At 34.5% G+C, this 12,736-nt stretch carries 16 protein-coding genes and 3 pseudogenes; 2 read left to right on the top strand and 17 right to left on the bottom strand.

Annotation, left to right across the window (positions count from 1 at the left end; all coding sequences use genetic code 11):
- Positions 1 to 7 precede the first annotated feature (7 nt).
- The 11 genes and pseudogenes from NLJ82_RS07070 to ykzS form a co-directional block, all read right to left on the bottom strand.
- Positions 8 to 802: a hypothetical protein gene (locus NLJ82_RS07070; protein WP_000647934.1), complete on the bottom strand. Its 795-nt coding sequence runs from the start codon at positions 800 to 802 to the stop codon at positions 8 to 10.
- Positions 799 to 1,497, bottom strand: coding sequence for an ABC transporter ATP-binding protein (locus tag NLJ82_RS07065; RefSeq protein WP_000137734.1), 699 nt, complete (start codon positions 1,495 to 1,497; stop codon positions 799 to 801). The genes NLJ82_RS07070 and NLJ82_RS07065 overlap by 4 nt, the downstream gene beginning before the upstream one ends.
- Positions 1,494 to 1,874: a GntR family transcriptional regulator gene (locus tag NLJ82_RS07060; RefSeq protein WP_000687513.1), complete on the bottom strand. Its 381-nt coding sequence runs from the start codon at positions 1,872 to 1,874 to the stop codon at positions 1,494 to 1,496. Before NLJ82_RS07060 ends, NLJ82_RS07065 begins: the two co-directional genes overlap by 4 nt.
- A 216-nt stretch (positions 1,875 to 2,090) precedes the next feature.
- Positions 2,091 to 2,486 (bottom strand): annotated as a pseudogene (locus tag NLJ82_RS07055) (ribonucleotide-diphosphate reductase subunit beta); the annotation flags it as partial.
- Positions 2,487 to 2,621: 135 nt separating this feature from the next.
- Positions 2,622 to 3,389 carry a nuclease gene (locus NLJ82_RS07050; protein WP_041185167.1) on the bottom strand — a complete coding sequence of 256 codons (768 nt, stop codon included), beginning with the start codon at positions 3,387 to 3,389 and terminating at the stop codon, positions 2,622 to 2,624.
- A 189-nt stretch (positions 3,390 to 3,578) separates the two neighbouring features.
- A pseudogene (locus NLJ82_RS07045) lies at positions 3,579 to 4,157 on the bottom strand (ribonucleotide-diphosphate reductase subunit beta); the annotation flags it as partial.
- 154 nt (positions 4,158 to 4,311) lie between these two features.
- Positions 4,312 to 5,262: a ribonucleotide reductase barrel domain-containing protein gene (locus NLJ82_RS07040; protein WP_074543497.1), complete on the bottom strand. Its 951-nt coding sequence runs from the start codon at positions 5,260 to 5,262 to the stop codon at positions 4,312 to 4,314.
- Between the two features lie 382 nt (positions 5,263 to 5,644).
- Positions 5,645 to 6,772 (bottom strand): annotated as a pseudogene (locus NLJ82_RS07035) (ribonucleotide reductase barrel domain-containing protein); the annotation flags it as partial.
- Entirely contained in the window at positions 6,759 to 7,118 is a 360-nt protein-coding gene (gene nrdI / locus NLJ82_RS07030; RefSeq protein WP_000959450.1) for a class Ib ribonucleoside-diphosphate reductase assembly flavoprotein NrdI, read from the bottom strand. The gene nrdI and the pseudogene NLJ82_RS07035, both read right to left, overlap by 14 nt.
- Before the next feature lie 476 nt (positions 7,119 to 7,594).
- Positions 7,595 to 7,912 carry a hypothetical protein gene (locus NLJ82_RS07025; RefSeq protein ID WP_000502210.1) on the bottom strand — a complete coding sequence of 106 codons (318 nt, stop codon included), beginning with the start codon at positions 7,910 to 7,912 and terminating at the stop codon, positions 7,595 to 7,597.
- A 25-nt stretch (positions 7,913 to 7,937) separates the two neighbouring features.
- On the bottom strand, positions 7,938 to 8,132 hold the full coding sequence (ykzS, locus tag NLJ82_RS07020; protein ID WP_000356683.1) for a protein YkzS: 195 nt from the start codon (positions 8,130 to 8,132) through the stop codon (positions 7,938 to 7,940).
- A gap of 245 nt (positions 8,133 to 8,377) precedes the next feature.
- On the opposite strand from ykzS, the gene NLJ82_RS07015 reads away from it, so the two are divergent.
- Positions 8,378 to 8,956 carry a GNAT family N-acetyltransferase gene (locus tag NLJ82_RS07015; RefSeq protein WP_000619530.1) on the top strand — a complete coding sequence of 193 codons (579 nt, stop codon included), beginning with the start codon at positions 8,378 to 8,380 and terminating at the stop codon, positions 8,954 to 8,956.
- 33 nt (positions 8,957 to 8,989) lie between these two features.
- Here the strand turns inward: NLJ82_RS07015 and NLJ82_RS07010 are convergent, their stop codons facing one another.
- Positions 8,990 to 9,592, bottom strand: coding sequence for a histidine phosphatase family protein (locus NLJ82_RS07010; protein ID WP_000703126.1), 603 nt, complete (start codon positions 9,590 to 9,592; stop codon positions 8,990 to 8,992).
- Between the two features lie 88 nt (positions 9,593 to 9,680).
- The gene (locus tag NLJ82_RS07005) at positions 9,681 to 9,863 is read right to left on the bottom strand and encodes a hypothetical protein (protein ID WP_001997014.1); all 183 of its coding nucleotides are present in this window, start codon (positions 9,861 to 9,863) and stop codon (positions 9,681 to 9,683) included.
- 232 nt (positions 9,864 to 10,095) lie between these two features.
- Here NLJ82_RS07005 and NLJ82_RS07000 point away from each other — a divergent pair, with 232 nt between their 5' ends.
- Positions 10,096 to 10,281, top strand: coding sequence for a YkvS family protein (locus tag NLJ82_RS07000; protein WP_001165081.1), 186 nt, complete (start codon positions 10,096 to 10,098; stop codon positions 10,279 to 10,281).
- Between the two features lie 55 nt (positions 10,282 to 10,336).
- Here NLJ82_RS07000 and queF read toward each other — a convergent pair whose 3' ends face one another.
- The 4 genes from queF to queC are packed head-to-tail and all read right to left on the bottom strand — an operon-like array spanning position 10,337 to position 12,715.
- On the bottom strand, positions 10,337 to 10,834 hold the full coding sequence (gene queF, locus NLJ82_RS06995) for a preQ(1) synthase (RefSeq protein ID WP_000918895.1): 498 nt from the start codon (positions 10,832 to 10,834) through the stop codon (positions 10,337 to 10,339).
- An 18-nt stretch (positions 10,835 to 10,852) separates the two neighbouring features.
- A complete protein-coding gene (gene queE, locus NLJ82_RS06990) occupies positions 10,853 to 11,569 on the bottom strand; it encodes a 7-carboxy-7-deazaguanine synthase QueE (RefSeq protein WP_000036284.1) in 717 nt (238 codons plus the stop codon).
- A complete protein-coding gene (gene queD / locus NLJ82_RS06985; RefSeq protein ID WP_000368413.1) occupies positions 11,562 to 12,053 on the bottom strand; it encodes a 6-carboxytetrahydropterin synthase QueD in 492 nt (163 codons plus the stop codon). The genes queE and queD overlap by 8 nt, the downstream gene beginning before the upstream one ends.
- Positions 12,053 to 12,715 (bottom strand): 7-cyano-7-deazaguanine synthase QueC, encoded by a 663-nt coding sequence (gene queC / locus NLJ82_RS06980; RefSeq protein ID WP_000711607.1) that lies wholly within the window; start codon positions 12,713 to 12,715, stop codon positions 12,053 to 12,055. The genes queD and queC overlap by 1 nt, the downstream gene beginning before the upstream one ends.
- Positions 12,716 to 12,736 lie beyond the last annotated feature (21 nt).

Here is a 12,736-nt window from a genome sequence, read left to right as displayed (position 1 = left end):
TCCTCCTTTAGACTTCTAGTTTTTTATCGATTATGCGACCTGTTATATAAACAAGTAGAATAAATATTCCTATAGAAAAACTAAGGCTATATAAATTCATAAGACTTTCCGGATAGAGTATGAGATTTATATCCACTGATTCATCTATATAAACTGATTTTTTAATGAAAGTAGGTGTAGGCGCAAGTCGGCCCAGCATTTCATATATCAGATTGATTATTTTCGTTACTAGTAAAAATAAGAAGAAAATAATTACATACTCCATTTTTTTCTTTTTCATAGAAAATACTTTCACACCAGCTACTGTAAAAAGTAAAACTAACAATATACTTGATAAATTAAATACATATAACACACTACTAAATAATTGTTTTACTATATCTATCTCAATTGTACTTTCCGTAAATAACATTCCATAGAGTTCTGTACCTTTTATTACTTTCATCGAAATACTATAGACAAATATAGCACCTATTACTTCAAAACACATGAAGCTAATTGCCGCATATGACAATATTGCTAAAACAATTTTTTTACCAGATATCGGTGTTAATCGAAATAATGTACTTTCGGTCATTTTCCCAAACGCAGATATCGCCTGCAGAAATACTAATACTGCAAAAATCATATAAACTAAGAATACTAAAGCAATAATAATCATTTGCCTTACTTCTCCTGATTCTTGTTTAATATAATTCCCCATACTTACAAAAGCGACAGCTACAATAAATATGAATGACAATAACGAAATAAAAATTTGTTTTTTATTCGCATTGTACATATATATTAAACTGGCCTTCATCTACTAAACACCTCCTTAAACAAATCCGTAACAGCTTTTCCTCGCTGGAAGCGTAACTCCTCTACATTTTCATGAAGTACACTTTCACCATCTTTTAAAAAGATTACTTCGTCAAAAATATTTTCAACTTCATTTATTAAATGAGTCGAGATTAGGATTGTACAATCTTCTCTATAAAATTGTAGAATAAGTTCCAGTACGTGTTCCCTAGAAATGAGATCAATCCCGCCCAACGGTTCATCTAGTACGTATAACTTCGCTTTCCTCGAAAATGTTAAAATGATTTGTAGCTTTTCAACCATCCCTTTTGATAAAGCTGTAATTTTTTCTTCTAACGGTATTTTAAACTCCGCAACCGTATCTACCGCTTTTTGAATGTCAAAGTCTTTATAAAAATCACGGTAGAAAAATATAGAATCTTTTACTGTCATCCAATCATCAAATACTGGTTTATCAGACATAAAAGAAACAATTTCTTTCGTTTCTAATCCTACCTTTTTACCAGCGATTGTAATACTACCTTCAGAAGGATGCTGCAGACCAGCAATCATTTTCAATAACGTCGTTTTCCCGCTTCCGTTATCTCCAACAAGCCCAACAATTTTCCCTTCGGTAATCTCTATGTTTAATTCACGAATCACTGCTTTTAATCCGTATCTCTTCCATAAGTTTTCTATTTTTAATAGCTCTGTCATTCGCTCTCCTCCCTTTTCTCATGTAATGAAGAACGAAGGATTGTAAGAATTTCTTCTTCTGAAAAACCTAAATTGTCCATTCCATCTATAAAAGAATGAAGTAATTCTTTCGCCATCTCTTTTCGCAGCTCCATAATTTTCTCCCCTTCATTCGTTACATATCGTCCCATTCCCCTACGTGTTACAACAACCCCATCTCGTTCTAGCTCTTGAAATGTACGCTGGATCGTATTTGGATTTACTTGTAATTCACTCGCTAATTCACGTACAGAGGGAATTTTATCACCAGGCAATAAATGTCCTGTTACGATTTCTTTTTTTATGTATTCCATTACCTGAATGTAAATTGGTGTATTTGGAGAAAACTCTATTTTCATTTCTTCCCTCCTTTTGTATCGGTGTACTAGTTAAATAATACACCGATACAAAAGGATTGTAAATACCCATTTACTTACAAAAAAATTCTGTCCGTTAGCTGGATAGAATTTTTCAAACAGAAATCGTTATACGAAAATAATAGTGTTATGTAAACAAAACCATAAAGAAAAGCTGTCTTATTCATTGATAAGACAGCTTTTCTTTATGATCATATATTAAAAATTAAACACGAAGTCATCATCAGATAACTTTTCAACGTTCGTCGCTTTTACGTAACCATTTCCTTTTACAGAGAAGAAATCATGGTTTTTCGTATCTGTACGCAAACCATTTAAAACGATTGGGTTAATTTCTTCTTCTTCAAACTTCGGCTCAAGTCCTAAGTTCATAAGTCCTTTATTCGCATTGTAACGAACGAAACGATTTACATCCTCTACAAGGCCAATAGAAGTGTAAATTTCTTCTGTGTATGCCATTTCAATTTCATATAGTTCCATTAATAACTCTTGCGTTTCTTTTTGCACTTCTTGTTGATCTTCTGCAGAAAGTTCCGCGAAGATTTGTTGTGCTAAAATACCGACGAATACGCCGTGAATTGACTCATCCTTTACCTTCACATAGATTCGCTACTCCTATGCCGTTTATACAGCTTACAGTTTCCTGTAAGAAGAGACTATATCATCTACCTTCTCAGGTAGCCCTCCATTTCGATTTAAGGGATTCTCACCCACCGCTTGGCCCTACTCCTATTGCGGAATTTCACCGCCATTGGGATAGTCGTTGAACGTTCCTTTATCTACGTATCGTACCCACCACTGTTTATACAGCTTTCGGTGTCTGATACGGCTTCCTGTGCCGCTCGATAACCCATGTTTTCTTTCAATGGATGCATTTGATTCACCGGCTTGTAACATCTGAACAATGTCCAAAAACATTTCAAGAGTAACACGTCCCCTTGTTTTCAGTTGGTGCTCAGATTTTACCGGAATATAATTTCGCACTTTTTCCCAAAGATGTTTAAAACGTTTCTTATGTCGAATTAAAGACACATAATTAGGATGAAGATTATATATTTCAGCAATTTCTGGGTTTGTCTTGCCGTCCTTTAATAATTCTACAATCTCAAAAAATTGCGCATCTGTAATTTTGGATTGTGGATTTTTTTCACCTATAACACGTTGTCTTTTCTTTTCTAATTGTTCTTCAGTGAATTTAATTCCACCCAATCCTTCTCCACCTAAAGTTAAATTATAGCCATTATTATAAGAATCATACTGCCAAATATACTGTTGTTCAATCTCACTCAATTCTTCCAATGAACATTCTATCTCCTCTAGAACTCCATATTCTAAGGTGAATTCATATTTACAGTATGCTGCTTGTAAATACTTATTATAATGTGTGCCACTCTTTAACATCCACATATGTTCCTTAATTCGTTTTAAATTCGAAACTTGCACATCTTTACCAATATAATACTTCCCATTGATTTTCAAATAGTAAATTCCGTACATGTTATCGCTAGATAAAGGCTTCGCTGCTGATTGCCCTATCAGCTATTCTCCTTTCCATCCATTGATAGTTAGAGAATAACCTGAATGTATGTATTCATCAATAATATAACAGATAAATTTACAATAGGGGTTCCCAGCAATTAAAAGGGTTTTTCAATTGGTATCTCTACCAAAAGCCGCTATTAGTTAACGGATAATAAGGTTAATAATCTCACCACTTGCTGTTAGTTTTCCTTGACCAGCTAAGTAAAGTGGATAGAAGAATCCACTATAGAATAGGTAACTTTCTAAGAACACACTTGCTACCATTGCCATGTATAACTCTTTTTTCGTTACTTCAGGCTTTAATAAACGACGATAGTAACTTGTAATAATACCAGCCTTTTTCTCAAGTAACGGATGGTTGTCTACCCATTCGAAAATATCATCGATTTCTTCTTCAGTAGCTAACGTTGTGAAAATATGACTGTAACTCTTCGCATGTACTTCTTCCATAGCACCCATGAAAGCTAATACACTTTTTGCTTGTAAATTTTCAAGATGAACAAGTACAAGAGGCATTCCTTCGCCACCTTGTTTCGTATCTAAAAGTGTTAAACCACCTAATACACGCTTATAAGCAATTTGCTCTTCTTTCGATAATTGCACCCAAGTATTTTTGTCAGACGAAACCGCAATTTCTTCTTCTGTCCAAAACTGAGCGATGTTTTGCTTCCAAAACATTAAACTGAAATCGTCTTCTTTTTTATTCCAGTTAACAGCGCGCATTGAATCACCCCTATATCTATTATTGTTCTACTGAACGGTTAAATTTCCATCTAATAATGAAAAGCTAACCGTTTAGTAGAACAAACCAAGTATGAGCAGGGTTCATAACCCTGCTCATACTTTTGGGTTATTCATTTAGTATGGCAATATGCCATTAAACGGTACAAGCCACACACTCTTCCACGCTTAATTTACGTGTTCTCGTATAATACAGACTCTTTAAGCCTTTTTTATGTGCATAGATGTAGTAACGTGCTAATTCACGTGTTGAAATATCACTATTAACGTAAAGAATTGTACTAATACCTTGGTCAATATGTTCTTGAATTTCTGCGATTAAATCAATTAATTTAAACTGATTCATATCGTAAGAAGATTTATAGTACCAGAACGTATCTTTTGATAAATACGGCATTGGATAATATGTTGTCGCATTCGCATACGTTCTTGATTCGATTTGACTTACGATCGGCATTACGCTTGAAGTTGCATTTTGAACGTAACTGATTGATTGTGTCGGAGCGATAGCAAGACGATATGAGTTGTATAAACCATTCTTCTGCACTTGCTCTTTTAAACTTGTCCAATCTTCTTTTGTTGGAATATGAATTCCTTCAAATAATTGCTGAACTTTTTCAGTTACTGGGCTGTAATCTGTCGTTTCATACTTTTCAAAGTATGTGCCATTCGCATAATCAGATTTATCGAAGTCTTTAAATGTTTCGCCTTTTTCTTTAGCGATTTCCATACTTTTCTCAATAGAGTAGTAATTTAACATCATAAAGAATGTACGAGCGAACTCTTTCGCTTCTGCACTTTCATAAGCGATTTTATTTTTTGCTAAATATCCGTGTAAGTTCATTGCGCCAAGCCCTACTGAATGAAGCTCATCATTTGCTTTTTTCACAGTTGGTGCATTCGGAATGATCGTCATATCAGAAACAGCTGTTAAAGCTTCCATTCCCGCATGAACTGCTTCACGAATTTCTTTATTTTCCATTACATTTACGATATTTAACGATCCTAAGTTACAGTTAATATCACGACGGATAATGTCATCTGTACCGTAATCGTTAATTTCAGAAGTTTCTTGAAGCTGGAAAATTTCTGTCTCGAATGTTCAACCGAGTTCGCTACTCCTCAGTCCGTTGCTCATGCAACTGCTGTATGTCACCATACAGGACAGACTATATCATCACCTACAGCATTACCTGATTAGGTGCTCCGCTTTTCGAACGCCAATCGCTTGCGCTCTACTCCCATAAGGGATAGTCGTTAGGCTTTTACTTATCTTAATCTTTCAGAAAGTCTCTTATTACTTTATGTTGTCCCATAACTCTGCTATACAAAATAATAAGATACATTCTGAACTTTTATATTTTCATTCTAAGATAAGATTTAGCACGGTAGGTTACCTCAAATTTGAGGCTTTCCCCGTTTAACGGAGTTTTCGACTAGCATTTCTACTAGAAGGTGCTACATATTTAACACAAGTTCGACATCTTCACAGTTCCAATATCCTTCAATGGATGTTGGTTATTTGCATTTGATTTAAACATTAAGTACGGATAACCAGACTCAAGCTGGATCATAGCAATTTTAATAAGCATATCACGTGCACTAATATCTAGCGGCTTCTTCTTCACTTTCGGATTGCTCATTAATTCATCGTACATTTCATCGATATCAATGTCATCTAAATGCTTTCCGTATTCTTTATACACCGTATAAGGCGCGAAAACATGGAAAGGTTCGTTTTTCTCAGCAAGCTCAAAGAACTTACTTGGAACGATAATTCCGATTGATAGAGACTGAATACGGCTCTTCTCATCGGCATTTATTTTTTTTGTATCAAGGAATTCAATAATATCCCAATGGAAAATGTTTAAGTATACTGCGCCAGCACCTTTTCGTTGGCCAAGTTGATTCGCATATGAAAACGAATCTTCAAGTAATTTCATAACAGGTACTACACCACTTGCAGCGTTGTCGATACCTTTAATTTGCTCACCGCGTGCGCGTAGCTTAGATAAGTTTAAAGCTACTCCACCACCGATTTTTGATAATTGCATTGCAGTATTAATGTTAAAGCCGATTGAATTTAAGCTATCATCCATCTCTAACAAGAAACAAGACACCATTTCTCCTCTTCTGCTTCTTCCCGCATTTAAAAAGGTTGGTGTCGCTGGTTGGTAGTTTTGTTTGACAATCATGCTTGCGAATTGTTTTGCCTTCGCAACATCACCGCGTCCTAAGTATAATGACACAATTGCTACACGATCTTCATAGCTTTCTAAGTATTGTTTTTGATCATTTGTTTTTAACGCATAATCTTTGTAGAACTTAGATGCTGCCATATAAGATTGGAACTCGAAGTTTTCACCATAAGCGATGTTATATACCTCTTCTACTTCCTCCAAGTTATACTCGTCCAGAACGTTGTAATAGTAATCATGTTCTTTCATATACTCCATTCGCTCTGCCACGCTATTAAAATGAACGGTATTCTCTCTAGCTTCTTCCATAAAGACTTCTAATGCCTCTTTATCTTTATGAAGCTGATAAAAACCGTCCTGCATTTGCGTGATTTCATTATTCAGTTCAATGTGTCGCAATCTCCCGCACCCTTTCCTTAAAATATTCTACATCGTTATTTGTTCCTGATAACTCAAATTTTGATACAATAGGCACTTCATATTTAGCAGAAATTTTGTCAGCACTTGCACCGAACATGTCTCCCCAGTTACGATTGCCGCTTGCAGATACGCCTTTTAATTTTTCATTATTGCGCTCTAAAAATTCTAAAACACGTTCTGGTACATTGCCAAAACCTGTTGTATACGTAATTAAAATAAAGTCTTCATCTATTACTAGATCTTCACCAATTTGAACGGCCGGCATATTTAATTTGTGAATGAAACGCTTCACGTTTCCTGTCATAGAATCATATGCAACTAACATTTCCGACCCTCCCTTTTCAATCTATACTCTCTGTATGTTGTTTCTTGATTTCTCTATATATTGTATTACGTTTCAAAATAAGACACAAGATATATGTATAAATTCTTTCTTTTTTTAACTTTTACTTTTCGACAAGACCGTCGATTTTTTTCAATACAATGACTATGAAACAACATTCTAAAACTCATGTCAATAAAGTGCTTTTCAAAAAAGTTGTCAACGAATTTAACCTTATTTTTAAAAAAGTTAACAATATATTTTGTCATAAAACGGCAAATGCTGGAGGAATATATTTCTCCAGCATCACGCAAAAAAGAACAGACATGAAACGATAATCTGTTCTAAAAAACGATTACATTTATCAATTTTACTTTATTAAATATTATACATATACTTTCGATTCGCGTTACATACTAAAAGATAACTATTATAGAAAAAGATTATTATTATGGAAATGCAGCTTATTTATGAAAAGATTATGCAGAGTGCTCAATACGCACAATATCTTTTACAAATATATGATGTGGATTTTCATCTTTATCAATCATTGTACATACAGGAGCTTCTTCATCAAAGTATACAATCATTCCTTCTATGTACTGATACGTATGTTGAACTTGTACAGTTATTTTAATTTCTACAGCCTCTTCATATGCTCTTTTTATTTTCTGAAGCATTTTTGTCGAACACTTTCTTTTCTCTGGATACATGACCATTCCCATAAATCGGTTGCCGGCTCTATCTTTCCACATATAATCCCAATGCGGTAATATGCCTTGTTTAAAATCGCCCATAAGTCTCCTCCCTATATTCTTCTAGTTACGAACGTGGCGTTTCTGAGTATGTATAAATGACCTGTCCGCCGCGCTGTGCGTTACCAATGAAATGTTTAAAGTCTTCTCGATTTACTAAAACTTCTCTGAACGTATAAAATACATCTTTCGTAACAACATACTCCTTTATTTCACCATTTTTCAGCTGATCCAAAATTGTATTTGCTAATTCTTTATCCATGTATTTCACCTCTATGCAATATTTTATTTTAACTTATATTCTATAGGTCAACAACTGTAAAATTATCCAGATGCTATACCTTCATTTCATTTTCATTATTTTTCAAAAGATATCTCTTAATTATATGTCCACTAAATATCATATACTAACATAGCTACTTCTCTATATCAAACATTTCGACATTCAATTATGCAAAGTTCCATACCACTATGCTACAATATATAAATAGAACTAGGAGGGATACTATGATTCGGAAAGCAAAAAAGACAGATGCGAAACTGGTAGCACCTTTATTGTATAACGCTCTGCACGAAATTGCTGAAAAAATCACAGGTAGCACAGTTGAGACAGAAGTATTACTAGGACTTGAAACATGGTTCTCAAAAGAGAAAAATCGACTGAGCTATGAAAACTGTTTTGTATATGAACAAGACGGGGATGCAGTTGGAGTTATTGTCGCTTATCACGGTAGTGAAGCAACAATGCTTGATGCACCAATCGTACATCACTTAAGAGAATTACATAAAGATGAATCGATTACGTTAGAAAAAGAAGCCGAGCTTGATGAATATTACATTGATACTTTATCCGTTTCAAGTGTATATGGCGGAAAAGGAATTGGTTCTAAATTAATTGAAGCTGCTGAAATACATGCAACTGAAAAGGAGTATGAAAAAATCGCATTACTTGTTAATTTAGAAAACAAACGTGCCTATTCACTATACGAAAAACTAGGTTATAAAAAAGATCAAATCGTTATGCTTGTAGGCGAACCTTATGCACATCTCGTAAAACCATTAAACATCAAAATTTCTATATCTTAAAAAAAGCACACGATTTATATAAATCGTGTGCTTTTATGTTAAATTCGTATTTAATACATTTCCATTCATCGCCTCATGAAACGTATATGTTGTACATCCCCATGGCTCTCTGTGCAAGATAGGAGAACCAGACCATCCCATCGCTCTCAGTTCGGCACCAATCATTCCATTCACATAATTATGACCTACAAGAGCAATACTTCCATGTACGAGAGCGTAACGGTGTAATACGTAAGCCGCCTGCTTTGCCCTTTCTCTTGCTTCCTTATAAGACTCAACATCTTTATGGTAACCAAGTATCCATACTGTTCGTCCGATAAACATCCATACGTTAGGTTTACACTTCAACCATTTTGGAGCATAAAAACTCGTCGGAATTTCAGCTTCCCTAAAAAGAGAATTTTGGATAAAAGATAAAGAATCCACTAATTCAGCTGCTGATTGTACAGCACACCGTTGATCACTTGATACAATCAATTTTGCTGCCTCAACCACTTCTCTTGTTTCCATTGGTATAGGTGCTTTTTCTGTTATAGTATGTAAGTCATATCCTTTCATCCATTCATGAAAGGATGTAACCGTCATTGGTTCTATAGTACGATTTAAGCGACCATGACGAATAAAAGAAATCTTCATTCTTTCCACTCTCCATTCATCACTTACGAACTCTATTATGTACTATTTTTACATATCATACCACGCAAAAAAAGAAAGTTATACACCTTTACATATCCCCGCCACTCTCATGTGTGACCCCAGCATGTATACCATCCATCCCATCAAAATATGTAGTCGTTTCATGATGACGAATCTTTTTTAAATGTATATAAGAAAATACAAATAAAATTAATGCTATAACACTCCCCACAAATTCAAACATCATTTTACCGCCTCTAATTTCTCCCACTTTAATAGGTTATTGTATTTCTTTATTATAACTCTATATAAAGATTTTTGCATTTCTCCTATTTCTTCTCAAAAAACATGGCTTTTCTACATATTTTCTTACAAAAAGTGAATATTTTTTGAATTTTTACTTTGAAAACATTTACAAAACAGGAAACATAGTTCAAAATAAAGGAAAATAAAAAATCCCAAATTATTCTTTTTTGGAAAAACTGTAACAAGGAGAGTTGCTTATGCAGATCGCAGAAACTGGAGATATCATTGAATTTAAAGGTGGAATGCAAGGCCGTGTTCAAAAAGTAAATCAAAACTCTGTTATTGTAGATATAACAATTATGGAGAATTTTAGAGAACTAGATATGGAACCTCTTACAGTTGTTAGTCATAAAAACTATACTGTCATTAATCAAAATGCATAATATAATAGAAAGAAAGGATCTGTATAACATACAGATCCTTTCTTTCTATTATATATTAACGATTATCAATTGTTTCTGGATATAAATCATGGTTCATCATGCGGTAGTCAGCCATTTGTTCATACTTTGTTCCTGGGCGACCGTAGTTACAGTAAGGATCAATTGAAATCCCTCCACGTGGTGTGAATTTACCCCATACCTCGATGTAACGTGGATCCATTAATTTAATTAAGTCATTCATAATAACGTTCATACAATCTTCGTGGAAGTCACCATGATTGCGGAAACTAAATAAATATAGTTTTAAAGATTTACTCTCTACCATTCTTTGTTCTGGAATGTAGCTAATATAAATTGTTGCAAAATCCGGTTGGCCTGTTTTCGGACATAAGCTTGTAAATTCAGGACAATTGAATTTTACAAAATAATCACGGTTTGGATGATTATTATCAAAAACCTCTAAAATTTCTGGGCTATATTCAAATAAATATTTTGTATTTTGATTTCCTAATAATGTTACATCTTTTAAATCTTCATCTAATCTTCCTGCCATTTTAAACATCCCTTCTCATTATACTCCGCGTTTATTTCCCCATACTAACGCATGAAGCTGCGGCAATACTTTTGCATTATTCATTTCTTTGCAGTTAACCGCTTTTTCAATAAGCCACTCATACTTATCTAATAGCTTTTTAATCAACATCGCATCATCCACAGTTTTTGTATCATCATTTCCTACTTGTAAGAAAAATGGTACCTCTGGATAACGTTCGTGCATCTTAACTGCATACTCAAAATCATAATCGTCAAATACTACTACCTTTAAGCTAATATCTTTTCCTGCTAGCTTCTGAATTACATCATCTAACTTCTGAAAATCAGTATTCATCGTCGAGCTTGGCGGCTTCGGAGAAATCGTTATTTCATCAATTTCAAGTAACCAATCTTGCCATTTGCTCCCTTGCGTTTCGATTGCCGTTCGCATTCCATTCTCTTTTAATATAGAAAGAAGAAACTCAATATTTTTCAACAATACCGGATTTCCACCTGAAATCGTAACATGAGAAAAATTTTCGCCGCCAATTTCTACAAGCTCATTCCAAACGTCTTCTGCTGTCATCTGTCTAATTTGATCTTTAGCCGATCCATCCCACGTAAAAGCAGAATCACACCAAGCGCAGCTATAATCACAGCCAGCTGTACGGATAAACATCGTCTTTTGTCCTACAACCATTCCTTCACCTTGAATAGTCGGACCAAATATTTCTAAGACAGGGATTTTACTCATCGAGCATCCACTCCCGTCTTACTTCTGCATAACTAGTCGGAGTCTCAAATAGACGAACAAATTCAACACGAGCTCCTTTATATTCATTCACACGATTATCTTTTGTTAACGCTTCTGCCATCTTTTCATAAATCCAAACGACCATATTTTCAGCAGTTGTATTCATCGCTGGTAACGTTTCGTTTAAATAACGATGATCTAAATAAATTTCTATTTCATTCTTCCAAATTTCTTTTATATCTCCAAAGTCAATTGCAAGACCGATTTCATTTACATATCCACTAATCCCAAATACAACTTTATATGTGTGACCATGTAAGTTTTTACATTTCCCTTCATAACAGTGTAAATGGTGTGCTGCATCAAATGTAAATTCCTTGCTGACCATTACTCGTTTATTATGATATTTGAGCTGTTTACGCTGAATATCCTTGTCCATTTTTTGCAAATTTTCTACGATGCGAAATCCAAAGAAATTATCCATTAGTTACTCGCTCCTTCGCGTTCTTGTAGGTACGTATCTAATCCTGCTTTACGAAGTTGACATGCTGGACATTCACCGCAACCATCACCAATGATTCCGTTATAACATGTTAATGTTTTTTCTCGAACAAACTCGAATGCTCCAAGTTCATCTGATAATTTCCATGTTTCCGCTTTATCAATCCACATAAGTGGTGTATGAATCACAAACGGATAATCCATGGATAAATTTAAAGTAACGTTTAACGATTTCACAAACACGTCACGGCAATCTGGATAACCACTAAAATCAGTTTCACATACACCCGTTACAATATGACGTGCTCCAACTTGTTTTGCTAATACAGCAGCAAATGATAAGAATAGTAAATTTCGTCCATCTACAAACGTCGATGGTAATTCCCCTTCTTCATGTGTAATCTCCATATCCGTTCTCGTTAACGCATTTGGAGCAAGTTGATTTAATAGACTCATATCTAGTACTGTATGTTTAATTCCTAGCTCTTTTGCAATTTCCGCTGCACAATCAATTTCTAACTTATGACGTTGATTGTAATTAAACGTTACAGCCTCTACTTCTGCAAACTGCTCCATTGCCCAAAATAAACATGTCGTACTATCTTGTCCTCCACTAAAAACAACAACTGCCTTTTCTTTTTTCATTTCACTCATTCTCCTTCTCTA

It is taken from the genome of Bacillus paranthracis, assembly GCF_024296885.1.
In the GTDB taxonomy this organism is placed as follows: domain Bacteria; phylum Bacillota; class Bacilli; order Bacillales; family Bacillaceae_G; genus Bacillus_A; species Bacillus_A paranthracis.
The sequence above is the reverse complement of the archived record's forward strand: the minus strand, read 5'-3'. Positions and strand labels throughout refer to the sequence as shown.

Excerpts from the sequence above, each read along its gene's own strand:
- NLJ82_RS07015 (WP_000619530.1), top strand. The coding sequence starts at position 8,378 with ATGATTCGGAAAGCAAAAAAGACAGATGCGAAACTGGTAGCACCTTTA.
- NLJ82_RS07065 (WP_000137734.1), bottom strand. The coding sequence starts at position 1,497 with ATGACAGAGCTATTAAAAATAGAAAACTTATGGAAGAGATACGGATTA.
- ykzS (WP_000356683.1), bottom strand. The coding sequence starts at position 8,132 with ATGGATAAAGAATTAGCAAATACAATTTTGGATCAGCTGAAAAATGGT.
- NLJ82_RS07060 (WP_000687513.1), bottom strand. The coding sequence starts at position 1,874 with ATGAAAATAGAGTTTTCTCCAAATACACCAATTTACATTCAGGTAATG.
- queE (WP_000036284.1), bottom strand. The coding sequence starts at position 11,569 with ATGAGTAAAATCCCTGTCTTAGAAATATTTGGTCCGACTATTCAAGGT.
- NLJ82_RS07025 (WP_000502210.1), bottom strand. The coding sequence starts at position 7,912 with ATGGGCGATTTTAAACAAGGCATATTACCGCATTGGGATTATATGTGG.
- queC (WP_000711607.1), bottom strand. The coding sequence starts at position 12,715 with ATGAAAAAAGAAAAGGCAGTTGTTGTTTTTAGTGGAGGACAAGATAGT.
- NLJ82_RS07010 (WP_000703126.1), bottom strand. The coding sequence starts at position 9,592 with ATGAAGATTTCTTTTATTCGTCATGGTCGCTTAAATCGTACTATAGAA.
- nrdI (WP_000959450.1), bottom strand. The coding sequence starts at position 7,118 with ATGTTAGTTGCATATGATTCTATGACAGGAAACGTGAAGCGTTTCATT.
- NLJ82_RS07000 (WP_001165081.1), top strand. The coding sequence starts at position 10,096 with ATGCAGATCGCAGAAACTGGAGATATCATTGAATTTAAAGGTGGAATG.
- queD (WP_000368413.1), bottom strand. The coding sequence starts at position 12,053 with ATGGATAATTTCTTTGGATTTCGCATCGTAGAAAATTTGCAAAAAATG.
- queF (WP_000918895.1), bottom strand. The coding sequence starts at position 10,834 with ATGGCAGGAAGATTAGATGAAGATTTAAAAGATGTAACATTATTAGGA.
- NLJ82_RS07070 (WP_000647934.1), bottom strand. The coding sequence starts at position 802 with ATGAAGGCCAGTTTAATATATATGTACAATGCGAATAAAAAACAAATT.
- NLJ82_RS07050 (WP_041185167.1), bottom strand. The coding sequence starts at position 3,389 with ATGTACGGAATTTACTATTTGAAAATCAATGGGAAGTATTATATTGGT.